The 20,895-nt window shown below is 62.7% G+C and carries 19 protein-coding genes; 9 read left to right on the top strand and 10 right to left on the bottom strand.

The window, feature by feature from the left end; genetic code table 11:
- The first annotated feature begins 47 nt into the window (after window positions 1-47).
- From CNQ84_RS03270 to lnt, 4 genes are read left to right on the top strand one after another with little or no spacing between them, the layout of a single operon-like run.
- The gene (locus CNQ84_RS03270) at window positions 48-1,064 is read left to right on the top strand and encodes a PhoH family protein (RefSeq protein ID WP_096003487.1); all 1,017 of its coding nucleotides are present in this window, start codon (window positions 48-50) and stop codon (window positions 1,062-1,064) included.
- A complete protein-coding gene (gene ybeY, locus CNQ84_RS03265) occupies window positions 1,054-1,512 on the top strand; it encodes an rRNA maturation RNase YbeY (protein WP_096003486.1) in 459 nt (152 codons plus the stop codon). The genes CNQ84_RS03270 and ybeY overlap by 11 nt, the downstream gene beginning before the upstream one ends.
- A gap of 6 nt (window positions 1,513-1,518) precedes the next feature.
- Window positions 1,519-2,358, top strand: coding sequence for a CorC family transporter (locus CNQ84_RS03260; RefSeq protein ID WP_096003485.1), 840 nt, complete (start codon window positions 1,519-1,521; stop codon window positions 2,356-2,358).
- Window positions 2,359-2,382: 24 nt separating this feature from the next.
- Complete coding sequence (lnt, locus tag CNQ84_RS03255; protein ID WP_096003484.1) at window positions 2,383-3,906, top strand: apolipoprotein N-acyltransferase; 1,524 nt, start codon at window positions 2,383-2,385, stop codon at window positions 3,904-3,906.
- Here lnt and CNQ84_RS03250 read toward each other — a convergent pair.
- Window positions 3,865-4,098, bottom strand: coding sequence for a hypothetical protein (locus CNQ84_RS03250; protein ID WP_096003483.1), 234 nt, complete (start codon window positions 4,096-4,098; stop codon window positions 3,865-3,867). The two genes, lnt and CNQ84_RS03250, sit on opposite strands and share 42 nt — an antisense overlap.
- Window positions 4,099-4,302: 204 nt before the next feature.
- Between CNQ84_RS03250 and leuS the strand changes: the two genes are divergently transcribed.
- Genes leuS through holA form a run of 3 tightly spaced genes read left to right on the top strand, consistent with a single transcriptional unit; the run spans window position 4,303 to window position 8,511 of the window.
- Window positions 4,303-6,909, top strand: coding sequence for a leucine--tRNA ligase (gene leuS / locus CNQ84_RS03245; protein WP_096003482.1), 2,607 nt, complete (start codon window positions 4,303-4,305; stop codon window positions 6,907-6,909).
- 20 nt (window positions 6,910-6,929) lie between these two features.
- The gene (locus CNQ84_RS03240) at window positions 6,930-7,475 is read left to right on the top strand and encodes an LPS-assembly lipoprotein LptE (RefSeq protein WP_096003481.1); all 546 of its coding nucleotides are present in this window, start codon (window positions 6,930-6,932) and stop codon (window positions 7,473-7,475) included.
- Between the two features lie 7 nt (window positions 7,476-7,482).
- Window positions 7,483-8,511 carry a DNA polymerase III subunit delta gene (holA, locus tag CNQ84_RS03235; protein ID WP_096003480.1) on the top strand — a complete coding sequence of 343 codons (1,029 nt, stop codon included), beginning with the start codon at window positions 7,483-7,485 and terminating at the stop codon, window positions 8,509-8,511.
- A 12-nt stretch (window positions 8,512-8,523) separates the two neighbouring features.
- Here the strand turns inward: holA and CNQ84_RS03230 are convergent, their stop codons facing one another.
- Both CNQ84_RS03230 and CNQ84_RS03225 read right to left on the bottom strand, forming a co-directional pair.
- Window positions 8,524-9,381 (bottom strand): universal stress protein, encoded by an 858-nt coding sequence (locus tag CNQ84_RS03230; RefSeq protein WP_096003479.1) that lies wholly within the window; start codon window positions 9,379-9,381, stop codon window positions 8,524-8,526.
- A gap of 16 nt (window positions 9,382-9,397) precedes the next feature.
- Entirely contained in the window at window positions 9,398-10,891 is a 1,494-nt protein-coding gene (locus tag CNQ84_RS03225) for a SulP family inorganic anion transporter (protein WP_425439943.1), read from the bottom strand.
- 351 nt (window positions 10,892-11,242) lie between these two features.
- On the opposite strand from CNQ84_RS03225, the gene CNQ84_RS03220 reads away from it, so the two are divergent.
- Window positions 11,243-12,544, top strand: a complete 1,302-nt coding sequence (locus tag CNQ84_RS03220) for a lytic murein transglycosylase (RefSeq protein WP_096003478.1) — start codon at window positions 11,243-11,245, stop codon at window positions 12,542-12,544.
- A 128-nt stretch (window positions 12,545-12,672) separates the two neighbouring features.
- Window positions 12,673-13,722: a lipoyl synthase gene (lipA, locus tag CNQ84_RS03215; RefSeq protein ID WP_096003477.1), complete on the top strand. Its 1,050-nt coding sequence runs from the start codon at window positions 12,673-12,675 to the stop codon at window positions 13,720-13,722.
- A 50-nt stretch (window positions 13,723-13,772) separates the two neighbouring features.
- On the opposite strand, the gene lipB is transcribed toward lipA, so the two are convergent.
- Genes lipB through mrdA form a run of 7 tightly spaced genes read right to left on the bottom strand, consistent with a single transcriptional unit; the run spans window position 13,773 to window position 20,892 of the window.
- On the bottom strand, window positions 13,773-14,405 hold the full coding sequence (gene lipB, locus CNQ84_RS03210; RefSeq protein WP_096003476.1) for a lipoyl(octanoyl) transferase LipB: 633 nt from the start codon (window positions 14,403-14,405) through the stop codon (window positions 13,773-13,775).
- Window positions 14,405-14,683, bottom strand: a complete 279-nt coding sequence (locus CNQ84_RS03205; protein ID WP_096003475.1) for an HP0495 family protein — start codon at window positions 14,681-14,683, stop codon at window positions 14,405-14,407. The genes lipB and CNQ84_RS03205 overlap by 1 nt, the downstream gene beginning before the upstream one ends.
- An 11-nt stretch (window positions 14,684-14,694) precedes the next feature.
- Entirely contained in the window at window positions 14,695-15,894 is a 1,200-nt protein-coding gene (locus CNQ84_RS03200; RefSeq protein ID WP_096003474.1) for a D-alanyl-D-alanine carboxypeptidase family protein, read from the bottom strand.
- A 48-nt stretch (window positions 15,895-15,942) separates the two neighbouring features.
- A complete protein-coding gene (locus tag CNQ84_RS03195) occupies window positions 15,943-16,860 on the bottom strand; it encodes a septal ring lytic transglycosylase RlpA family protein (RefSeq protein ID WP_425439942.1) in 918 nt (305 codons plus the stop codon).
- A complete protein-coding gene (gene mltB, locus CNQ84_RS03190) occupies window positions 16,857-17,882 on the bottom strand; it encodes a lytic murein transglycosylase B (protein WP_425439945.1) in 1,026 nt (341 codons plus the stop codon). The genes CNQ84_RS03195 and mltB overlap by 4 nt, the downstream gene beginning before the upstream one ends.
- Complete coding sequence (rodA, locus tag CNQ84_RS03185; protein ID WP_096003471.1) at window positions 17,882-19,015, bottom strand: rod shape-determining protein RodA; 1,134 nt, start codon at window positions 19,013-19,015, stop codon at window positions 17,882-17,884. Before rodA ends, mltB begins: the two co-directional genes overlap by 1 nt.
- A complete protein-coding gene (gene mrdA / locus CNQ84_RS03180) occupies window positions 19,012-20,892 on the bottom strand; it encodes a penicillin-binding protein 2 (protein WP_096003470.1) in 1,881 nt (626 codons plus the stop codon). The genes rodA and mrdA overlap by 4 nt, the downstream gene beginning before the upstream one ends.
- Between the last annotated feature and the right edge of the window lie 3 nt (window positions 20,893-20,895).

The raw sequence follows: 20,895 nt of genomic DNA, 5'->3' as shown, positions 1-20,895 counted from the left end.
GCGTTATGCTGTACGCCCTTTAGCCACACGGCGCCATCTGGACCATTTTGAACGCATCCGCACACATACATCGCTTCAGCATTGAACCCGTCGACCCCCGTCGTTTTGCCAGCCTTTGCGGCCAGTTCGATGAAAATCTCCACCTGATCGAGCAGCGTCTCGGCATTGAGGTGCGCAATCGCGGCAATCACTTCGAGCTGATTGGCGACGAGTCGCTGACCCGCGCCGCCGAGGCCGTATTGCGCCAGCTGTATCGCGAAACGCGTGATAACGACGCCCTGAGCCCCGATACCGTGCACCTGTATCTGCAGGAGTCGGGTCTGGAGAGCCTGAGCGAAACGCTGAGTACGGGGGGCAGCAACCAAAAGCCGGTGATCCTGCGCACACGCAAGATGACCATCCAGCCGCGCGGCCCGAATCAGCAGAATTACGTGCGCTCCATCCAGGAGCACGACATCAATTTCGGTATCGGTCCGGCCGGCACCGGCAAGACCTACCTCGCCGTCGCCTGCGCGGTAGACGCACTGGAGCGAGAACAGGTGCGACGCATCCTGCTGGTGCGCCCGGCGGTCGAAGCCGGCGAGAAACTCGGCTTCCTGCCGGGCGACCTGGCCCAGAAAATCGATCCCTACCTGCGCCCGCTGTATGACGCACTGTATGAAATGCTTGGCTTTGAGCAGGTTGCCAAACTGATCGAGAAGCAGGTGATCGAGATTGCCCCGCTGGCCTACATGCGCGGCCGCACCCTGAACAACAGCTTCATCATCCTCGACGAGTCGCAGAACACGACGCTGGAACAGATGAAGATGTTCCTTACCCGTATCGGCTTCGGCTCGACCGCGGTTATCACCGGCGATATCACCCAGGTTGACCTGCCGCGCGGCACGCGCTCGGGCCTGGCACACGTCACCGAGGTCCTCAAGGGCGTCAACGGCATCGGCTTTACTCACTTCCAGTCCAAGGACGTCGTACGTCATCCGCTGGTACAGCGCATTGTTGAAGCCTATGACCGCTTTGATGCACTGCAGGAAAGCGCCCGTCGAGAACGCCGTGATGAGCATTGAGCTGGATATCCAGCGCGCCTCCGGCGCCCCAGATCAGCCTGACGACGACAGCTTCATACGCTGGGTCGGACTGGCACTGGGCGCCGGTACCGACCGAGAACTGACCATTCGCCTGGTGGACGCCGACGAGGGCCGCCAGCTGAACCACACCTATCGGGGCAAGGACTACGCCACCAACGTACTGTCCTTTCCCGCTGACCTGCCTGCCGAACTGGATTTGCCGCTACTGGGCGATCTGGTTATCTGCGTTCCCGTGGTGGCCCGCGAAGCCATCGAACAACGCAAACCGCTGCACGCCCATTGGGCGCACATGGTTATCCACGGCTGCCTGCACCTGCTCGGCTATGATCACATCGAAGACGATGAGGCCGAGGAAATGGAAAGCCTGGAACGGGAATTGCTGGCAGAACTCGGCATAGCCGACCCCTATCTTGACGATGATGAGTAAGGATCAATGAGCGAAGATCGATCGACCAACGGGCATAAGTCGTGGCTGGATAAGCTGGTCCAGGCTTTTGTCCATGAACCCAAGAACCGCCAGGAACTGCTCGAACTGCTGCGCGAGGCGCACAGCAACGAGGTCCTGGATATTGAGGCCCTGTCGATCATCGAAGGTGCACTGCAGGTCTCCGACATGCAGGTTCGCGACATCATGGTGCCGCGCTCGCAGATGACCACCATCAAGGCAACCCAAAGCCCGCGTGAATTCCTGCCGGCGGTGATCGAAGCGGCGCACTCGCGCTTCCCGGTCATCGGCGAGAGCATCGACGATGTGCTCGGCGTGCTGCTGGCCAAGGACCTGCTCCCACTGCTGCTGGAAGACAATACCGAACGCTTCAACATCAAGGACATCCTGCGCCCGGCCACCTTTGTGCCCGAGTCCAAGCGCCTGAATGTGCTGCTGAAAGAGTTTCGTGCCACCCGCAACCATATGGCCGTGGTCATCGACGAGTACGGCGGCGTTGCCGGCCTGGTGACCATCGAGGACGTGCTGGAGCAGATTGTCGGTGACATTGAAGACGAGCACGATGTCGACGAAGACAGCCAGATCAAACCGCTGCCCAGCGGCGACTATCTGGTCAAGGGTCTGACGCCCATCGACGAATTCAACGAGCACTTCGACACCAGCTTCCCCGACGAAGAGTTCGATACGGTCGGCGGCCTGGTGATGAACGCCTTTGGCCACCTGCCCAAGCGCAATGAAGTGGTCGAGCTGGATGGTTTCCGCGTTCGCGTCCTGAACGCCGACAGCCGCCGGGTTCACCTGCTGCGCGTCACCCTGGTCAACCGCTGAGTCCATCGCGATAAGGAACACCCCATGCACGCCCTGCTGAGCCGCCTGCGCGGCCCCGGCCTCGTCGGCCACTTGATTGCGCTGGTCGCCGGCGCGCTCAGCACGCTGTCTTTCGCGCCCTACAACCTCTGGCCGCTGGGCATGCTCTCGGTGGCGCTGCTGTATCAGGGCCTGAAAGAGATCGCACCCAAGCAGGCAGCTCTGCGCGGCGGTGCCTGGGGCCTCGGGTTGTTTACCTCCGGGGTGTCCTGGATCTACATCAGCATCCACCTGCACGGCAACGCCTCGCCGCCGCTGGCAGCCTTCCTGACCGGTGGCCTGGAGCTGGGACTGGCGTGCTTCTTCGCCCTGATGGCCTGGCTCTGGGCACGCTTCCTGCGCCCGCAGGGCGCTTGGCACGGCAGCCTGACCTTTGCCCTGCTGTGGTTTGTCCAGGAGATGTTTCGCAGCTGGTTCCTGACCGGCTTCCCCTGGCTGTATCACGGCTACGCCCACAGCCACACCTGGCTGGCCGGCTGGGCGCCGGTGGGCGGCGTCTGGCTGCTGGGCGTGCTGTCGGTCTTCATGGCCTGCCTGCTGAGCGAATGGCGCCTGGCACGCAAGCCGCTGCAGCTGCTCGGCGCGGCGCTGCTGTTCGGCGTTATCTGGGGCGGCGGCCTGCTGCTGTCCTACATCGACTGGACCCAGCCGACCGGAAAACGCCTGAGCGTCAACCTGGTACAAGCCAATATCGCCCAGTCCAATAAGTGGGACCCGGCCTACATTACCCGCACCCTGGAGCTGTATCGCGACCTGACCTACGCCCAGCCACCTACCGATCTGGTGGTCTGGCCAGAAACGGCCGTCCCTATCCTGCAGAGCCAGGGCCAGTATTTCGTCGACGGCATTGCCGCCAATCTGGCCGAAGAGGGCCGCACGCTGATCACCGGCATTCCGGTGGACACCCAGGATGCCGATGGCCTGCGCATTTACAACGGCATCATGGTCGGCGGCAGCGAGCCACGCAGCCAGTACCTGAAACAAAAACTGGTGCCCTTTGGCGAGTACGTACCACTGGAAGGACTGCTGCGCGGGCTGATCGATTTCTTCGACCTGCCCATGTCCAGCTTCAGCCGCGGTCCGGCCGACCAGCCGCCATTGCAGGCAGCCGGCTACGCCCTGGCCCCGCTGATCTGCTATGAGGCCGTCTACCCCGATTTTGCTGCACGACTGGCAGCGCAGAGCGAGCTGTTGATCACCATCAGCAATGACAGCTGGTTCGGTTCTTCGATTGGCCCGCTGCAGCACCTGCAGATGGCACAGATGCGCGCCATTGAGGCCCAGCGCTGGATGATCCGCGCCACCAACAACGGCGTGACCGCGCTGATTGATCCACGCGGCAGCATCCGTCAGCGCATACCGCAGTTCCAGCAGGAGGTGCTGATCGGTGAAGTGCAGCCCATGACCGGCCTGACGCCCTACCTGCGCTGGCGCAGCTGGCCACTGATTGCCCTGGCACTGCTGATCCTAGTGCCGTGTGTCCTGCGCCGGCGGCAACACGCCCGGTAAGGGCGTGCGCTCGGCCAGCGCACAGAGTATTTGTTGCAACAGGCGCAGATCTGCTTCGCTCAGCCCTTTCAACTCCAGCTCCGATGGCTCGGCCTCGCCACCCATCCACTGTCGGGTGTGCGCCATGTCCAGAGCCTGATCAAGTCGTCGCAACAGCCGGCCATAGCCGCTGTCGCCAGGCCGACTGAGCATTGTCTCTGATATTGCTGCGCACATGTGCTGTCACCTCCCGACGCTTATGTCCGACCGTTAGGGTCGGGCTTTCCTAGAGAATAGACGCCGCAGAGCGGTCGCCGGCGACCTGACGACGAATGGCAACGCGACTACCTGAGCCGCGCCGGGTGGTGTATCCTGCCCCATTCCTTTTTCCTCCGTACGAGTCACCAGACCCACGCCATGCAAGAACAGTATTCACCGAGTGAGATAGAAGCCGCCGCCCAGGCTGACTGGGATAACGCCGAGGCCTTCAAGGTCAGCGAAACCCCGGGTCAGGACACCTACTACTGCCTGTCGATGTTTCCCTACCCGAGCGGCAAGCTACACATGGGGCACGTGCGCAACTACACCATCGGTGACGTGATCGCCCGCTATCAGCGGATGCAGGGCAAGAATGTGCTGCAGCCCATGGGCTGGGATGCGTTCGGCATGCCGGCGGAAAACGCCGCGATGAACAACAAGGTTGCCCCGGCTGCCTGGACCTACTCGAACATCGATTACATGCGCACCCAGCTGAAAAGCCTGGGCCTGGCCATCGACTGGACACGCGAAATCGCCACCTGCAAACCCGACTACTATCGCTGGGAGCAGTGGCTGTTCACCCGCCTGTTCGAGAAAGGCATCATCTACCGCAAGAACGGTACGGTGAACTGGGACCCGGTCGACCAGACCGTGCTGGCCAACGAGCAGGTCATTGACGGCAAAGGCTGGCGCAGTGGTGCAGTCATCGAGAAGCGCGAAATCCCGATGTACTACTTCGCGATCACCAATTACGCCGAGGAGCTGCTCAGCTCGCTCGATGAGCTGACCGGCTGGCCCGAGCAGGTCAAGACCATGCAGCGCAACTGGATCGGCAAGTCAGTGGGCATGGAAGTCCAGTTCCCGTACGACACCGCCAGCATCGGCCACGACGGCACTCTCAAGGTCTTCACCACCCGCCCCGATACCCTGATGGGCGCGACCTACGTTGCCGTAGCGGCAGAGCATCCGCTGGCCACCCAGGCCGCCGAGGGCAACGCCGAGCTGCAAGCCTTTATCGATGAGTGCAAGCGCGGCGGCGTGGCCGAAGCGGATATTGCCACCCAGGAGAAGAAAGGCCTGCCAACCCCGCTGTACGTACTGCACCCGCTGACCGGCGAGAAACTGCCGGTATGGGTCGCCAACTACGTACTCATGGGTTACGGCGAAGGCGCCGTGATGGCTGTGCCGGCGCATGATGAGCGCGACTTTGCCTTTGCCAGCAAATACCGCCTGCCGATCAAGCCGGTTATCCGCACCTCCGCCGGCGACGCCACGCCTGAGCCTTGGCAAGACGCCTACGGCGAGAAAGGCGAGCTGATCAACTCGGAAGAATTTGACGGCCTGGACTACGACAGCGCCTTCACCGCCATTGGCGAAGTGCTGAAGCAGAAAGGCCTGGGCGAGCCGCGCACCCAGTTCCGCCTGCGTGACTGGGGTATCAGCCGCCAGCGTTACTGGGGCTGCCCGATTCCGATCATCCACTGCGACAGCTGTGGCGACGTACCGGTACCGGACGATCAGCTGCCGGTCGTACTGCCCGAAGACGTGATTCCCGATGGCGCCGGCAGCCCGCTGGCGAAGATGCCCGAATTTTACGAGTGCACCTGCCCGAAGTGCGGCGCCGCGGCCAAGCGCGAAACCGACACCATGGATACCTTCGTCGAGAGCTCCTGGTATTACGCGCGCTACGCCAGCCCGCAGTACGACCAGGGCATGGTCGATCCGGCTGCCGCCAATCACTGGCTGCCGGTGGACCAGTACATCGGTGGTATCGAACACGCCATTTTGCACCTGCTCTACGCCCGCTTCTTCCACAAGCTGATGCGCGACGAGGGCCTGGTCAACAGCAACGAGCCGTTCAAGAACCTGCTGACCCAGGGCATGGTTCTGGCCGACACCTACTACCGCCTTGAAGCCAACGGCTCCAAGACCTGGTTCAACCCGGCCGATGTAGATATCGAACGCGACGGCAAGGGCAAGATTGTTGCTGCCACCCTGCGCAGCGATGGCCAGCCGGTCGAGATCGGCGGCACCGAAAAGATGTCCAAGTCGAAGAACAACGGCGTTGACCCGCAGGCCATGATCGACCAGTACGGTGCCGATACCTGCCGCCTGTTCATGATGTTCGCCTCGCCGCCGGACATGAGCCTGGAATGGTCCGACTCCGGCGTTGAAGGCGCCCAGCGCTTCCTGCGCCGCGTCTGGCGCCTGAGCCAGCAGCATCACGCCAAGGGCCCGGCCGGCAAAGCCGACCTCGGCAGCCTGAGTGACGAGCAGAAAGCCGTGCGCCGCGCCATTCACCTGGCCATCAAGCAGGCCAGCCAGGATATTGGCCAGCACCACAAGTTCAACACCGCCATCGCCGCCGTCATGACCCTGATGAACGTGCTCGAAAAAGCCCCGCAGGACGCCGAGCAGGACCGCGCGCTGCTGCAGGAAGGCCTGGAGACTGTCGCCCTGGTGCTGGCCCCGATTGCCCCGCACATCAGCCACAGCCTCTGGCAGTCACTGGGTCACAGCGATGCCATCATCGATGCCCGCTGGCCGCAGGTCGACGAGAGCGCACTGGTTCAGGACAGCCTGCAACTGGTGATTCAGGTCAACGGCAAGCTGCGCGGTCATATTGAAGTCGCCGCCGATGCCAGCCGCGAGCTGATTGAAGCCACCGCACGGGACAACGAGAATGTGCTGCGCTTTACCGAAGGGCTGACGATCCGCAAGGTCATCGTCGTCCCCGGCAAGCTGGTCAACATTGTCGCCAACTGATTTTGCAACGGAGAGCCAAGATGTCACTGACCACACCCAGATTGCTGCTCAGCTGCGCCGTTCTCGGCGCGACCCTGCTCGCCTCCGGCTGCGGGTTCCACCTGCGCGGCACTGGTGTCGACAGCGTTGAGCTGAACCAGCTCGATGTCAGCGCCCACAACCGCTATGGACCAACCTACCAGCAGGTACTGCAGGCGCTGGAAATTGACGGGGTAAAAGTGACCCCAACAGCGCCCTACCAACTGCAGCTGCTGGAAGAAAACCAGGGCCGCCGCGCCGTCAGCTATACCAGCAGCTCGACTCCGGCCGAGTACGAACTGAGCAGCAGCCTGACGTTCCAGATCGCCGACCGTCAGGGCCGACCGCTGATCGGCCCGGAAACACTGGGCACGCAGCGCACCTACGTCAATGACAAGGACAACATCATCGGCACCACCGAGGAAGAGGAACTGCTGCGCCGGGAGATGCGCCAGGACCTGACCCGGCAGTTGCTGTTCCGCCTGTCCAGCATCACCGAAGGCCAGCTGTCGAGCTACGAGTCTCGCCTTAACCAGCAGGAAAACTGAGCGTCGCATGAAGCTCAACGCGCCCCAGCTGGGCAAGCAGCTCAAGGACGAGCTGGCGCCGGTCTACGTGGTCAGTGGCGATGATCCGCTGCTCTGCGGCGAGGCCTGCGACCTGATTCGCCAGGCCTGCCGCGCCGCCGGTAGCGAAGAACGTCAGGTCTTTGATGTAGACCGCAGCTTTGACTGGGCGCAACTCTATGAAGCCAGCCACAGCCTGTCACTGTTCGCCCAGAAGCGATTGCTGGAGTTGCGCCTGCCTTCGGGCAAGCCCGGCGACGCCGGCGCCAAGGCCCTGCTTGCCTATTTAGAGCAACCCGCCGAAGACACCACCCTGCTGATCAGCCTGCCCAAGCTGGACGGCAGCACCCAGCGCAGCAAGTGGGCCAAGGCCTTGATCGAGCACGCCGACAGCCGGTTTGTGCAAATCTGGCCGATCGAGCCGCAGCAACTACCCACCTGGATTCGTGACCGGCTGGCCCAGGCTGGCCTGCAGGCCAGCCCGGACGCCGTGGAGCTGCTCAGCGCCCGGGTAGAAGGCAACCTGCTGGCCGCCGCCCAGGAGATCGAAAAGCTCAAGCTGTACTGCCCTCAGGGGCAACTGACGCTGGACACGGTTCAACAGGTCGTGGCCGACAGCGCGCGCTTTGATATCTTCCACCTCAGCGATGCCATGTTGCAGGGCCAGCCACAACATGCCTTGCGTATGCTGCAGGGGCTGCGCGGCGAGGGCGTCGAGGCACCTGTGGTGCTTTGGGCGGTCAGCCGCGAACTACGCTCGCTGACCGACATGGCGCAGCAGCAGGCGCGCGGCATCCCGCTGGACAAGGTATTTTCCAGCCAGCGCCCGCCGGTCTGGGACAAACGCAAGCCGTTGCTGCGCGGCGCCCTGCAACGCCACCCGGCCGATGCTTGGGAGCGCTGGCTGAATGCCGCGCAAACCGTGGATGAACAAATCAAGGGACAGGCCCCAGGCTCCCCCTGGGATGGTCTGGCGCGCATTCTGGTTGAAGCGGCCGGCGCCCGCCTGCCGCTTTAGAGAGAGCGCCAATCAGCGCAGCAGCAGTAACGGACAGTCGGTGCGCTGCAGCATGGCCGTGGTGGTACTGCCTACCAGAAAGCGCCGAATCAGCGAGTGGCCGTAGGCACCCATCACGATCAGGTCCATCTGCTGTTCGCGGCGATAGTCGAGCAGCACGTCTTCGACCTCGCCGGCGCGAATCGCCGCACTGGTATCGAACCCGGCCTCATGCAACTGTCTGCGCGCCGCCTCGATTGCTTCACGAGAATCTGCGGTATCGGCGCCCACCATCAGCAGATGAATCGACAACCCACGTAGCAACGGACTCTGCAACAGTACATCAAGCCCCTTGCGCACACTCGGGCTGTTATCAAACGCGACCAGCACGCGCTGCGGCGCGCGATACGTCCCCGTGGTCACCAGCACCGGGCGGTGCAGCGTGCGAATCACGCTCTCCAACTGACTGCCGACCTGGCTCGCCGCGCTGCTGCAGGCCTCGCCCTGGCGCCCCATCACCAGCAGCCGTACCTCTGACTCCAGCTCCTGCAGGGTATCTACCAGCCGGCCATGACGCTGGCGCAGCAACGGTTCGGCAACGCCATCGGCGCGCACCCGCTCACAGGCGGCATCCAGCATCAGCTTGCCCTGCTCGCGCAGTAGCCGGGCGCGCCGCTCGTCCAGCTCGGCCAGCTCGTTGAGCAGCAGCTCGCGACTGCCCAGACCGATGCTGCCGGACAGATCGGCTGGAGCTGAGCCCGCGACGGGCTCCAGCACATGCAGCAGGGCAAGGGGGGCCGCCAGCCGCAAACTGGCCCAGGCGGCATAGTCACAGACCGCTTCGCTGGCCGCCGAGCCGTCGATACAGGCCAATATCCGTGATTCGTTCATGTTGCCCTCCCTAGTCTCAGTGGCCACCGAGGTGATCGACGGCATCCGGCTTGTCATGCACGCCAAAGCGGTCAACGATGGTTGCACTCGCCTCATTCAGACCAATCACTTCCACCGCCGTACCCTCACGGCGGAATTTGATGACGACCTTGTCCAGCGCCCCCACCGCGGTGATGTCCCAGAAATGTGCGCGATGCAGGTCGATCACCACCCTATCAAGCGCCTCCTTGAAATCAAAGCCCGCGACAAACTTGTCCGAGGAGCTGAAGAAGACCTGTCCGACCACCTGATAGCGGCGCTCGCTGCCGTCAGCATTCGACTCGCTGCCAATGTGCAGGTAGTGGCCAATCTTGTTGGCAAAGAACATGGCCGCCAGCAGCACGCCGACAAACACGCCGTAGGCCAGGTTATGGGTGGCGACAACAACCGCGACCGTGGCCAGCATCACCAGGTTGGTCGACAGCGGGTAACGGCTCAGGTTGATGATCGAATCCCAGCTGAAGGTGCCAATGGAGACCATGATCATCACCGCGACCAGTGCCGCCATCGGGATCTGCCCCACCCAGTCGCTGGCAAACACCACCAGCACCAGCAGCACGGCGCCGGCAACAAAACAGGACAGGCGGGTGCGGCCGCCGGATTTTACGTTGATCACCGACTGGCCGATCATCGCACAGCCGGCCATGCCGCCGATCAGGCTGGAGGCGATGTTGGCCACGCCCTGTCCCTTGCACTCGCGATTCTTGTCACTGCCGGTGTCGGTCAGGTCGTCAACGATGGTTGCGGTCATCATCGACTCAAGCAACCCCACCACCGCCATCGCCGCTGAGTACGGCAGGATGATTGTCAGCGTTTCCAGGTTCAGCGGCACATCCGGCCACAGGAAGACCGGCAGCGTATCGGGCAGCTCCCCCATGTCGGCAACGGTACGGATATCCAGGCCCAGATAAATCGCCACCGCCGTCAGCAGCAGGATGCACGCCAGCGGCGACGGAATAACCTTGCCCACCCCGGGCAACAGCGGAAACAGATAGATAATGCCCAACCCCGCCGCCGTCATGGCATAGACGTGCCAGGTAACACCGGTCAGCTCCGGTAACTGCGCCATGAAGATCAGAATGGCCAGTGCGTTGACGAAACCAGTTACCACCGAGCGCGAGACAAAGCGCATCAGCGACCCCAGGCGCAGATAACCGGCCGCAATCTGCAGCACACCGCACAGCAACGAGGCAGCCAGCAGGTACTGCAGGCCATGCTCGCGCACCAGCGTCACCATCAGCAGCGCCATGGCGCCGGTAGCGGCCGAGATCATCCCGGGCCGGCCGCCAGTAAAGGCAATGACTACCGCGATGCAGAACGAAGCATACAGCCCGACCTTGGGGTCTACGCCGGCAATGATGGAAAAGGCGATCGCTTCCGGGATCAAGGCCAGCGCCACGACCAGGCCCGACAGCAGATCACCGCGCACGTTGGAAAACCACTCGCGGCGGACGGTTTCAATCAGATTCATAGGATGTGTTGCCTGTACAAAAACGAAGAAAACGAAGCATAAGCAAGGTATGCAAAGAGGGTGCGCACGCGCGCCCTGCGCCAGCATGCGCAGGGCTGCTCGAGGGGCAAAGTCTACGGTGGCGTAACGCCGTTTTGCTGCAGCATGGGCATTCCGGGCGGGGTCCGTTAGAGGCCGCGAACTCTAGCACAATTGGCTGGATGAAGCCATTTGCGGGCCTTGCCGAGCAAGGCCGCACCTGTCATTGTCGTGGTCTGCTGCCGGAACCTTTGCCGTGCTTGGATTTCCAACCGCTCAAGCACGGGGCTTACGCAGCGCCCGACAGAACAGACAAGACCTCAGGGAATTTGCATGCCCACACCCGCACGCCGCAAGGCCCAACTGCACCTGCTCGCCTCACTCAGCCTGATCAGCCTCAGCGCTTGCGCCGACATCCCCACGGCAGCAACGGCGCAGGCCGCTCCCGCGCAGCTCAGCGCAGCAGCGAGCACCTCAGCGGCACCGCCAGCAGCTGCAGCGCAGGCACAGACGTTCATCCAGTGGCGTGACGCCTTCCGCCAGGAAGCGCTGAGCAAGGGCATTGATGCCAGCCTGTTTGATCGCGCGTTCGACGGCGTCACGCCAGATGCAGACGTCATCAAGGCCGATCGCAGCCAACCCGAATTCTCGCGCCCGGTCTGGGCCTACCTGGACAGCGCGCTGTCGAACCAGCGCGTGGCTACCGGGCGCAGCCGCCTGAGCGCAGAGCAACAGACACTGGATGCCATCGAACAGCGCTACGGCGTCGACCGTCACATCCTGGCGGCGATCTGGGGACTGGAGAGCAACTACGGCCAGAATATGGGCAGCCGGCAGGTCATTCGCTCGCTGGCCACCCTGGCCCACGAGGGCCGACGCCCGGGCTTTGCGCACGACCAACTGCTGGCCGCACTGGATATCCTGCAGCACCGGGACATCGAACCCAGTGGCATGCTGGGTTCCTGGGCCGGCGCCATGGGTCAGACGCAGTTTATCCCAACCACCTACAACCAGTACGCAGTGGACTTTGACGGTAACGGTCGCCGGGATATCTGGAACTCCCCGGCCGACGCGCTTGCCTCCGCCGCCAACTATCTCAGGGCCTCCGGCTGGCAAAGCGGGCAGCGCTGGGGGCAAGAAGTCCGCCTGCCCGCCAACTTTGACTACGCGCTGGCCGATCCCGGCGTAAAGAAATCCGTCGCCGAGTGGCAGGCACTGGGTGTACGTCCGGCCAATCAGGACAGCTTCGCCGCTACCATGGCCGAGCAGCGCGCAGCCCTGCTGCTGCCCGCCGGGCACAAGGGGCCGGCGTTCCTGCTGCAGCACAACTTCAGCACCATCATGCGTTACAACAACTCGTCCAGCTACGCGCTGGCGATCGGCCTGCTATCCGACCGTTTCCAGGGGGGTGGCCAGATCCAGGGTGACTGGCCTACCGCCGAGCGACCGCTGTCGCGCAGCGAGCGCCTGGAGCTGCAGCAACTGCTGACTGATCGCGGCCTTGAGCCGGGCGGCATCGACGGTATCATCGGCGCCAACACCCGCAACGCCATCCGTCGCTTCCAGCAGCAGCAAGGCGTACCGGCTGACGGCTACGCCTCTGCCGCACTGCTTGAGGAACTGCGCAAGCAGTAGCCTATCGGGCCGGCCCTGCCCTGCTCTGCAGGTCCCGCAGGGCCGCACGCTATGGTAAACTTCGCGACGGCCAAAAGCCGCCCGTGCCGACCGGCACCCTGTGGAGCCCTACCAGGAGTCCTGCCCCCATGTCCGACAGTTCGCAGAAGTCTGTTGCCAGCGGCGATAAGTTCCGCAACGCCCAAGGCATTGCCGCCATCAAAGACGGCCAGAAGCGCCGTAACAACGCCGAGCCTCAGGTATTCAGCCCCAAACCCAAGTGGCTGCGCGTCAAGGCACCCGGCGGCGACCGCTTTGAAGCAGTCAAGCGCAACGTCAGCGAACACCGTCTGAGTACTGTCTGTCAGGAATCCCATTGCCCCAACATGGGTGAGTGCTGGTCCAACGGCACCGCCACCATCATGCTGATGGGCTCGGTCTGCACCCGCGCCTGCCGCTTCTGCGCCGTGGATACCGGCAACCCGAACGGCTGGCTGGACAAGGATGAGCCGGAAAACACCGCAAAATCGGTCGAGCTGATGGCCCTGCGCTACATCGTGCTCACCTCGGTTGACCGTGATGACCTGGATGATGGTGGTGCGGCGCATTACGCAGCCTGCGTCCGCGCGATCAAGGCGCGTACGCCGCAGGTGGTGGTTGAAGCCCTGACCCCGGATTTTGACGGTGAACTGAGCGCTATCGAAGCGGTAGTCGATTCCGGCCTTGAAGTCTTTGCCCAGAACGTCGAGACCGTCGAGCGCCTGACCCATGAAGTGCGCGATCCTCGCGCGGGTTACCGCAAGACATTGGACGTGCTGGCCCACGCCAAGAAGCACCGCCCCGAGGTGCTGACCAAGACCAGTCTGATGGTCGGCCTGGGCGAAACCGACGACGAGATCCTGCAGACTTTCCAGGAATTGCGTGAGATCGGCGTCGACATCGTCACCCTCGGCCAATACCTGCAACCCACCCGCAACCACCTGTCGGTGCAGCGCTGGGTCAGCCCGGAAGAATTCAACCGCTACCGCGAAGTGGGGCTGGAAATGGGCTTTATGGAAGTAGCAGCAGGCCCGCTGGTACGTTCAAGCTATCGCGCCGACCGGGTATTCGAGAAGAACAACCTGGGCCTGGCAGCCCCGGCACCGGTACCGGGCCAGGCGGTCGACGCCAGTCTGATTCCGACGCTCAACCTCGGCTAAGCTGCACAGCAGACATGGGCGCACGGCCAGGCTGGCGCGCCCGTCCCGCTTTACTCTGAATCGTAGCCCAGACGCTTGCGCAGCACGGCAGCCAATTGCTGTTCCACCTGCGCGACATCGACCGGCTCACTGACGTGCTCACTCAGTTGTGTCATGCGCAGGCCGGCATAGCCGCAGGGGTTGATCCGCCGGAATGGCTCCAGATCCATATCCAGGTTCAGCGCCAAGCCATGAAATGAGCAGCCGCGGCGCACCCTCAGGCCCAGCGACGCGATCTTGTCTGCGCCAACATAGACGCCGGGGGCATCAGCCTTGGGCGCGGCGTCCACGCCGTAGAGCGCGAGCAGATCAACCAGACTCCGCTCCATCGCCGTCACCAGCTCGCGGACACCGAGGTTCTTGCGGCGCAGATCCAGCATCAGGTAGCCCACCAGCTGGCCCGGGCCATGATAGGTCACCTGACCACCACGCTCGACCTTGATGACCGGGATATCGCCCGGCGCCAGCACGTGCTCGGCCTTGCCGGCCTGCCCCTGGGTAAAGACCCGGGGGTGCTGCAGCAGCCATATTTCATCAGGGGTGTCGGGGCCACGCTCTTCGGTCAGACGCCGCATGGCCTCCAGGGTGGGCTGGTAATCCACCAACCCGAGGTGGCGAATCACCAGCTCTGGCGACGACTCCATCAAAGCACCATGTGTACGCGACCGGTCGCCTTCAGATCTCGATGCAGCGCTTCAAGCTGGTCCTGGCCGGTCGCGGTGATAACCAGGCGCAAGGACAGGAAGCGGCCATTCTTGCTGTCCTTGATATCGATGGTGGTGGTATCAACACCGGGAGCGTGTTTCTCCACAACCTCGCAGATAACCTCGGCAAAGTCGTCGGCCGCCGTGCCGATCACCTTGATCGGATATTGGCAGGGAAACTCGATTTTCGGAGCCTGCGGCTCGTTTACATCAGCCATGGACGTTGTCCTCAATCAAACAGGCCATAGAAGAACAGGCGGATGCTGTCCCACAGACGACCCAGCAAGCCTGCCTCTTCGACGGCCGACAGGGCCACCAGCGGCGCCTTGTGTACCACCTCGTCACCCAGCTTCACTTCTACCTCACCCAGTACATCGCCAACCTGAATCGGCGCCATGATCGGCTTGTTCAAGGTAATGCCGGCCTCAAGCTTGTCGGCTTGCCCCTTGGGCAGCGTCAGCATCAGGCCATCTTGCAGGCCCAGCTCGACCTTGTCCTGCGCACCTTTCCAGACAGACTCTTCAGCCAGGACCTGGCCCGGCTGGTAGAAGGTCTTGGTTTCGAAGAAGCGGAAGCCCCAGGTCAGCAGCTTCTGGGTTTCAGCCGCACGCGCCGCTTCACTGGTGGTGCCCATGACCACCGAGATCAGACGCATGTCATCGCGCTTGGCAGAGGCCACTAGGCAATAGCCGGCTTCTTCGGTATGACCGGTTTTCAGGCCGTCCACCGTGCTGTCGCGCCAGAGCATCAGATTGCGGTTGGGCTGGCGGATCTCGTTCCAGACAAATTCCTTCTCGCCGTAGATGGCGTAGTGGGATTTGGGATCATCACGGATAATCGCCTGCGCCAGGATGGCCAGGTCACGGGCCGAGGCGTAGTGGTCCTCCGCCGGCCAACCGGTGGCATTGACGAAGTGGCTATTGGTCATGCCCAAACGCTGGGCCTGGGCATTCATCAGGTCGGCGAAGGCGTCTTCGCTGCCGGCAACATGCTCGGCCAGGGCAATACTGGCGTCGTTACCGGACTGAATGATGACGCCGCGCAGCAGGTCAATGACCGGCACCTGGTTACCCACGCGAATGAACATCTTGGAGCCACCCATGCGCCAGGCCTTCTCGCTGACCAGCACCGGGTCGTTCTCGGCAATCTGGCCGCGCTTGATCTCCTGACTGACGATGTAGCTGGTCATCATCTTGGTCAGGCTGGCCGGCGGCAGCGGGTTATCGGCATTGTTCTCGACCAGAACTGCGCCGCTGTTGGCGTCGATCAGCAGGTAGCTGGTGGCCGCCAGATCCGGCGCCGACGGCACGATCGGCGCAGCCGCTGAGGGCGCATTGAGCGTCGGTGTAGCCGGGCTCTGCGCATGGGCTGCGCCGGTCAGGACAACGGCGGAGGAAATCAGCAGGGTCGAAATCAGTTTTTTCAACATGGTGCTCACAGTTGGTGGTGAAGTGCGTTGTTTTTCAGATACAGCTAATCAGTTAACGGTAACCAGCGTGGGGGTGCCCAGGTTAGCCACGCGCAGCGTCTCAATCATGCGCCGAGCCTCGTCCTGGCTGGCCAGCGGGCCAACCCGCACACGGTGCAGGGTACGGGTGTCGACCTGCACGGGGCTAACCCATACAGTGCCGCCGACGACGCCCTGCACACGCTGGCGCAGGGCCTCGGCCGCCTGATTGGAGGAAAAGGCGCCAACCTGAAGATAGAGGCCGGTCTGCACGTTTTCAACCGGCTCGGGCGGCAGGGCTGCAGCTACTGGCGCGTCGCTAACGGCCTCGCGGGTTACCAGGTAATTCGGGTTGTTCTGTTGTTGCCAGGCCACCGGATCAATACCCTGCACCAGCACGTGCGCTGTGCCCTGATCGGAGTAACCAAGCTTCTTGGCGGCGGCAAAGGACAGGTCGATGATGCGATCGGAATAGAACGGGCCACGATCATTCACCCGTACGATCACCTTGCGGCCGTTTTCCAGGTTGGTGACCTCGACATAGCTCGGCAACGGCAGCGTTTTGTGCGCGGCGGTCATGCCGTACAGGTCATACAGCTCGCCATTGGCGGTGTTCTGGCCGTGAAACTTGGTGCCATACCAGGAGGCAGTCCCTTCTTCGCGATAGCTGCGTCCGTCCTGCATCGGATGGTAGCGCTGGCCCAGCACGGTATAGGGCGATGCCTTGTAGGCGCCAGTGTGCGGCGTAGGCACCGCGTCGGGAATCTGTGATACATCCTGCATATAACTGGGCGGGCCGTCATGCAGCGGGCGCGGCGCACTCGTAGCAGACCCGCCGGCACTGCCAGCGCCACTGCCGGTTTGCGGCGCAGAAGAACAGGCCACCAGCAGGCCTGCCAGGCTGCTGAGCAGCAGGCAACGCATCGGGAACTTGGCAGCGGGCATCATTCGGGCCTGGCCTCACGTAACAGATCTGCGAGTTGGTGCACTACCATGGCATACATGACGCTGCGGTTGTAGCGGGTAATGACGTACAGGTTGTTCAGACCGACCCAGTACTGCATTCGTTCCCCATTATCAAACTCGAACGCCATCACCTCTTGCTCATCAGGCAATGGGCTCTCGGGGGTCCAGCCAAGGGATTTAAGCTCGGCGACAGTGCGCCGTGCCTCAAGCCCCTGGGTTTCAGTGATGCCTTCCTTGACGCGATCGCCCGCCACATTGGCAGCAATCGCCACCTGGGCACCGTGGGACCAGCCGTGCTGGTGGAAATAATTGGCAACACTGCCGATGGCATCGACCGGGTTATTCCAGATATCGACCTTGCCGTCGCCGTCGAAGTCGACCGCGTACGCCTGATAGCTGGAGGGGATGAACTGACCGTAACCCATGGCGCCGGCGTAGGAGCCCTTGAGCTCAAGCGGATCGATCTGCTGCTCACGGGTCAGCACCATGTAGCTCATCAGCTGCTTGCGAAAAAAGTCGGCACGCGGCGGATAGTCAAAGCCCAGGGTCGCCAGCGCGTCCAGCACCCGATAGGAACCCATGTTGCGGCCGTAGAAGGTCTCGACACCGATAATGGCGAGGATCACCTCAGGCTCTACGCCGTACTCCTTCTCGGCGCGCGCCAGGGTGTCGGCGTGCTCGGCCCAGAAGGCCAGCCCCCGCTCGATACGCTGGTCGGTAATAAAGATGGCCCGGTACTCGTGCCAGGGCTTGACCCGCTCGGCCGGGCGCGAGATAGCCTTGATGATGTTGTCCTGATGCTCAGCCTGATCCAGCAGCGCCTGCACATGCTCGGCGCTGAAGCCATGCTCACGCTGCATCTGCTCGATAAAGGCCGGTACACCCGGATGCTCGGGGCCGTAATCACGCGCCTGGGCAGGTAGCACGCAAGCAGCCCCCAGCAATAGCGCAGCAGAGCGGGAAAACAGAGCCGCGCGACTGCGGCGAAACAGTGAAAATGCAATCAACTTTGTGCCATCCATTTCCTGTGAGTCTGGATTGACATGAGAATCCCGAAGCCCAGCAACAGGGTCACCAGCGAGGTACCCCCGTAACTGATAAATGGCAGCGGCACTCCCACCACCGGCAGCAGACCACTGACCATGCCGATGTTGACGAATACGTAGACGAAAAAGGTCAGCGTGATGCTGCCCGCAAGCAGTTTGCAGAATGCATCCTGGGCTTGCAACGTGATCACCATGCCACGGGCGATGACCAGCAGGTACATGCCCAGCAACAGGCAAACGCCCACCATGCCAAACTCTTCGGCCAGCACCGCAATAATGAAATCCGTGTGCCCTTCCGGCAGAAAATCCAGGTGCGACTGGGTGCCCTGCAGCCAGCCCTTGCCGAACACCCCGCCCGAGCCGATAGCGGCCTTGGACTGGATGATGTTCCAGCCCGAGCCGAGCGGATCACTCTCCGGGTTGAGGAAGGTCAGCACCCGCTGTTTCTGATAGCCGTGCATGACAAAGAACCACATCGCCGCCGCCGCCGGCGCCAGCGCCAGCAAGGCACCAATGATGTAGCGCCAGCGCAGCCCCGCCAACAGCAGGGCAAAGATACCCGAGGCGGCAATCAGCAGCGAGGTGCCCAGGTCCGGTTGTTTGAGGATCAGCACCGTAGGCACCAGAACAATCGCCAGCGACCCAACCACATGCTTGAAACTCGGCGGCAAGGTGCGCCGCCCAAGGTACCAGGCGACGCTCATCGGCATCACCAGCTTCATGATTTCTGACGGCTGAAAACGCATCACGCCCGGAATCGTCAGCCAGCGCTGCGCGCCTTTGGCCTCGGTACCGACCGCCAGCACCGCCACCAGCAGCAGGGCGCCACCAACATAGGCCACGGGCACCCAGCGTTCCATGAAACGTGGCTGAAACTGCGCCACCACGATCATCGCAGCAATACCCACGGCAAAGTAGGCCAACTGGCGATAGACCATGCCCAGGTTCTTGCCGCTGGCCGAATACAGCACGAAGGCATCGACCGCAGCCAGCGCGAGGATCAGCAACAGCAACCAGGGGTCAACATGGATACGTGTCCACAGCGACTCGCGGCTGCGCAATGACTGCCCGGAAACCGGCATCGATTTCATGGTGCGTCCTCCTGCTCGGCTGTGCCTTCTTCCGGCTCCGGCGGCAGGCGCGGCAACACCCAGGCATCAAAGACGGCACGCACCACTGGCCCGGCCACGCGCCCACCCGACTCACCGTTTTCAACCAGCGCTGCCACCGCAATCATCGGCTTCTCCGTCGGCGCAAAGCCGACAAACAGGGCGTGGTCCCGGTGCCGCTCGCGCAGCGCCGCCGAGTCGTAGCGTTCACCCTGCGCAATCGCCACGACCTGCGCGGTGCCACTTTTACCGGCCATGTTGTAGGGCGCGTTGGCAGCCGCTGCACGGGCGGTGCCGTGCGGTGACTGCATCACATCCTGCATGGCCTGGGTGATGAAGTCCCAGTCACTGTCGTTACGGATCTGGATGTCCGGCGGCGTATCGGATTCGTCGGGCAGCAACCCTTCCGCTTCCTTGAGCAGCCGCGGCCGGTGCCAAACGCCGCGACTGGCGATCAGCGACGTGGCCTGAGCAAGCTGCAGCGGTGTTGCCAGCATGTAACCCTGGCCGATACCGGCAATCAGCGTCTCGCCCGGATACCAGGGCTGGCGGTAACGCGTCCGTTTCCAGTCACGTGAGGGCATCAGGCCGGCGGCTTCTTCGTACATGTCGATGGACACCCGCTGACCGATGCCGAACTTGATCATGAAATCGTGCAATCGGTCGATGCCCAGCTTGTGCGCCAGATCATAAAAATAGGTGTCGTTGGAGCGCGCGATGGCATACGGCATGTCCACCCAGCCGTCACCGGCGCGGTTCCAGTTGCGGTATTTGTGGCTGACATTCGGCAGTTGGTAGAAGCCTGGATCGTAGACTCGACTGGTGCGAGTGACCACACCGGCATCCAGGCCGGCCAGAGCGATAACCGGCTTGATGGTCGATCCCGGCGGGTACTGGCCACGCAGCACCCGGTTAAATAGCGGCTGGTCGGGCGAGTCGCGCAACGCGCCGTAATCGGCGTAGCTGATACCGGTGACGAACAGGTTGGGGTCAAAGCCGGGCTTGCTGACAAAGGCCAGCACACCGCCGGTGTTCGGATCAATCGCCACTACCGCGCCACGCCGGTCCCCCAGCGCCTCTTCGGCAACGGCCTGCAGCTCGGCGTCCAGTTCGAGCGTCAAATCGCTCCCGGATACCGGTTCGGTGCGCTTGAGCACGCGCAGCACGCGACCACGGGCATTGGTCTCCACCTCTTCATAACCCACGGTGCCGTGCAGCAACTGCTCGTAGAAACGCTCGATGCCGGTCTTGCCGATGTAGTGAGTGCCCGCATAGGCCACCGGGTCAATGGATTTGAGTTCCTGCTCGTTGATGCGTCCGACATAGCCCAGAGCGTGGGCGAAATGGTCCGCATAGGGGTAGTAGCGCACGAAGCTGGCCTGCACCTCGACACCGGGCAAGCGAAACTGGTTGATGGCAATGCGGGCAATCTGTTCCTGGGTCAGCTCGAACATCACCGGCACCGACTCGAAGGGTCGACGTGCCTGGGACAGGCGACGCTCAGCCTGAGCCAGATCCTCCTCACTGAGCGCCAGCAGCGAACGCAGCAGCTCAAAGGTAGCCGGCAGATCCTCAACCCGGTCACGGGTGATGGTCAGACTGTAGCTGGGCCGGTTTTCCGCAAGTACCACACCGTTGCGGTCGTAGATACGGCCACGGGTGGGCGGGATCGGCTGCACATGGACCCGGTTGTTTTCCGACAGGGTCGAGTGGTGCTCGTACTGGGTCACCTGCAGGTAGTACATGCGCGCCACCAGGGCGCCCACCAGCGCGACCACGAACACCGCTGCCAGCGCCAGACGGCGCTGCACAATGCGGGCATCAATATTGTGGTCTTTCAGGTGAATCGGCTTGGCCATGAA

It is taken from the genome of Pseudomonas abyssi, assembly GCF_002307495.1.
GTDB lineage: Bacteria > Pseudomonadota > Gammaproteobacteria > Pseudomonadales > Pseudomonadaceae > Halopseudomonas > Halopseudomonas abyssi.
The sequence above is the reverse complement of the archived record's forward strand: the minus strand, read 5'-3'. Positions and strand labels throughout refer to the sequence as shown.